At 28.4% G+C, this 2,636-nt stretch carries 2 protein-coding genes and 1 tRNA gene; all 3 read left to right on the top strand.

Translation table 11 applies throughout. The annotated features are described in order from the left end of the window. Positions 1 to 6 precede the first annotated feature (6 nt). A tRNA-Ala gene (locus B2P65_RS16340) sits at positions 7 to 82 on the top strand. 188 nt (positions 83 to 270) lie between these two features. Next, entirely contained in the window at positions 271 to 1,020 is a 750-nt protein-coding gene (gene surE / locus B2P65_RS16345; RefSeq protein ID WP_346876377.1) for a 5'/3'-nucleotidase SurE, read from the top strand. 77 nt (positions 1,021 to 1,097) lie between these two features. Continuing rightward, positions 1,098 to 2,243 carry an alanine--glyoxylate aminotransferase family protein gene (locus B2P65_RS16350; protein ID WP_346876376.1) on the top strand — a complete coding sequence of 382 codons (1,146 nt, stop codon included), beginning with the start codon at positions 1,098 to 1,100 and terminating at the stop codon, positions 2,241 to 2,243. Positions 2,244 to 2,636 lie beyond the last annotated feature (393 nt).

Here is a 2,636-nt window from a genome sequence, read left to right on the forward strand (position 1 = left end):
ATATTTGGGGGTATAGCTCAGTTGGGAGAGCACCTGCCTTGCACGCAGGGGGTCAAGGGTTCGAATCCCTTTATCTCCACCAAAGACACTGTATATGCAGTGTCTTTTTTTATATGTTTTTATAATATTTTAAGATAAACTTTCTCATTAGTATGTTAAAATAAAAAAGTAGATAGTATTTCTTTTTGAGTGAATTAATTACTTAATAAGATTTTAGATAAATGAAGGGAGGGAAAATAGAGAATATAAATTTCTCTATTTTATATAATTATGAATATATTAATAACCAATGATGATGGAATTACGGCAAAAGGTATACAGATTATTGCACAGAGACTTCAAAATTCACACAATATATTGGTAGTAGCACCTGATAGTCAAAAAAGTGCTAGCAGTCATTCCATAACATTAATGAATCCTCTTATTGTAAGAAAAGAAAAAATAGAAGGTATAGATGCTCCATGTTTTAGTGTAAGTGGTACACCTGTTGATTGTACAAAAATTGCAATAACTACTATTGCTAGTGAAAAAATAGATATAGTAGTATCAGGAATAAATGATGGATTTAATTTAGGCACCGATGTAATATATTCAGGGACTGTGTCTGCAGCCGTTGAAGGAGCATTAAATAGTACCCCAGCAATTGCATTATCTTGTGATGGTAATGAAGAAAGTTATGAAATAGCTGCAGATTATGCAGAAAAAATATTAAATAAAATTAGAAGTGAGAAAATTGGAAACACAGTGCTAAATGTAAACATTCCATCCATAAGTAAAGATAAATTAAAGGGATTAAAGGTATGTAAAATAGGTGAAAGAAATTATAATAATGTATATGTTGAAGTAGAGAAAAGTGATGATAATGTAGTATATAAAATAACTGGTGCGCCGGATGATGCAATGCAAGATAATACTGATGTAGACATGATTAAAGAAGGATATATAACAGTTACACCACTACATTATGACTTAACTAATTTTAACTTAATAACAAAAGTGGAAAATATTTTAGAAAAATAAATTTGATATAACAAAATTTTTATTTTAAATATTGTGATTAATTAGTAATATTAAAGATATGAATAGGGGATGAAATGATGAATAAACCATATGTATTTACACCAGGACCTACTAATGTAAGAGAAAATGTTAGATTGGCTAGGGCTATTGAAACTACTAATCCAGATTTAGATAAGGATTTTTATGATTTTTATAGAGAAACTTGCAATAGAATTAGGGAAATACTAAATACTGAAAAGGATGTGTTTATATTAAGTGGTGAAGGTATATTAGGATTGGAAGCTGCTTGTGCATCACTTACAGAAGTAGGAGATAGAGTACTAATTATTGATAATGGGGTATTTGGTGAAGGCTTTGCTGATTTTGTGAAAATATATGGAGGAATACCTGTGTTGTATTCTGTTGATAGAAAAAGAGAAGTAGATGTGGAACATTTAAGAGAATTCCTTGATAAAGATAGTAATTTTAAATATGCAACTGTTGTTCATTGCGATACACCATCAGGAGTACTTAATGATATAAGTAAAATTTGTCCAATGCTTAAGGAATATGGAATATTAACAGTTGTAGATAGTGTTGCAGCCATGGGAGGAGAACCTATAAATGTAGATGAGTGGGATATAGATATTGCATTAGGTGGTTCTCAAAAAGCTTTTTCAGCTCCACCAGGATTAACTATTGTTACCGTTAGTGATGATGCGGATAAAGTTATGAGAATAAGAAATACTCCGATTGTAGGATTTTATTGTAACTTAACTATATGGAAGGGATATTATGATAAAAAGTGGTTTCCATATACTATGCCAATAAGTGACATATATGGGCTTAGAGTTGCTATAGATAATATACTTGAAGAAGGAATAGAGAATGTACACAATAGACATAAAAATATTGCTGTAGCTACTAGAAATGCATTAACTAGCTATGGGTTAAAGTTATATTTAGATAGCGGCTTTTCATCTACAGTTACAGTAGTAGAAACGCCTACAGGAATAGAAGCAAACAAGTTAATTAATTATATGAGAGATAATTATAATTTACTAATTTCAGGTTCTTTTGATTATCTTGAGAATAAAGTTATTAGAATTGGTCATATGGGAGAAAACAGTAGGATAGATAAAATTTTATTTGTTTTAAATACGTTAGATAAATCTTTAAATGAATTAGGATATAAATCAAAAGTTAATATCATAGAAGAATTTAATAAGTATATTATATTATAATGTGAGAGAGGCCAATTAATTATGAAAATAGTTAATTGGCCTTATATTATTATAAAAAGGATATTTTCAATGGAATATTAAGAAGATTAGTAACTAGTTAACATAACGAATATTTATTGATTTTAATGTGGTATATTTCGTATATAGAGGCTAAATATTAGTATAAGTTATTTTTACTTTAGTATACTATACCATGTGTATCAGTATAAGAAAATAAAAGTAAATTCAAGAAATATGAAGATATATTTAAATAAACTATAATTATAAAAAACTAATATTATATTTGATATAACAAGTATGGTAAGATAAATCTTGTCGCTGAGAGACGCGGCAAGAAACAACAAAAACTTAAGAAAAAACTTCTTAAAAATTTGTTGACAGATAAGAGATTAT

The sequence above is a fragment of the Clostridium sp. UBA3061 genome (genome assembly GCF_002367465.1).
Classification (GTDB): Bacteria; Bacillota; Clostridia; order Clostridiales; family Clostridiaceae; genus Clostridium_J; species Clostridium_J sulfidigenes.

Bases quoted from the DNA above. Each gene is read 5' to 3' on its own strand.
- surE (WP_346876377.1), top strand. From the start codon at position 271: ATGAATATATTAATAACCAATGATGATGGAATTACGGCAAAAGGTATA.
- B2P65_RS16350 (WP_346876376.1), top strand. From the start codon at position 1,098: ATGAATAAACCATATGTATTTACACCAGGACCTACTAATGTAAGAGAA.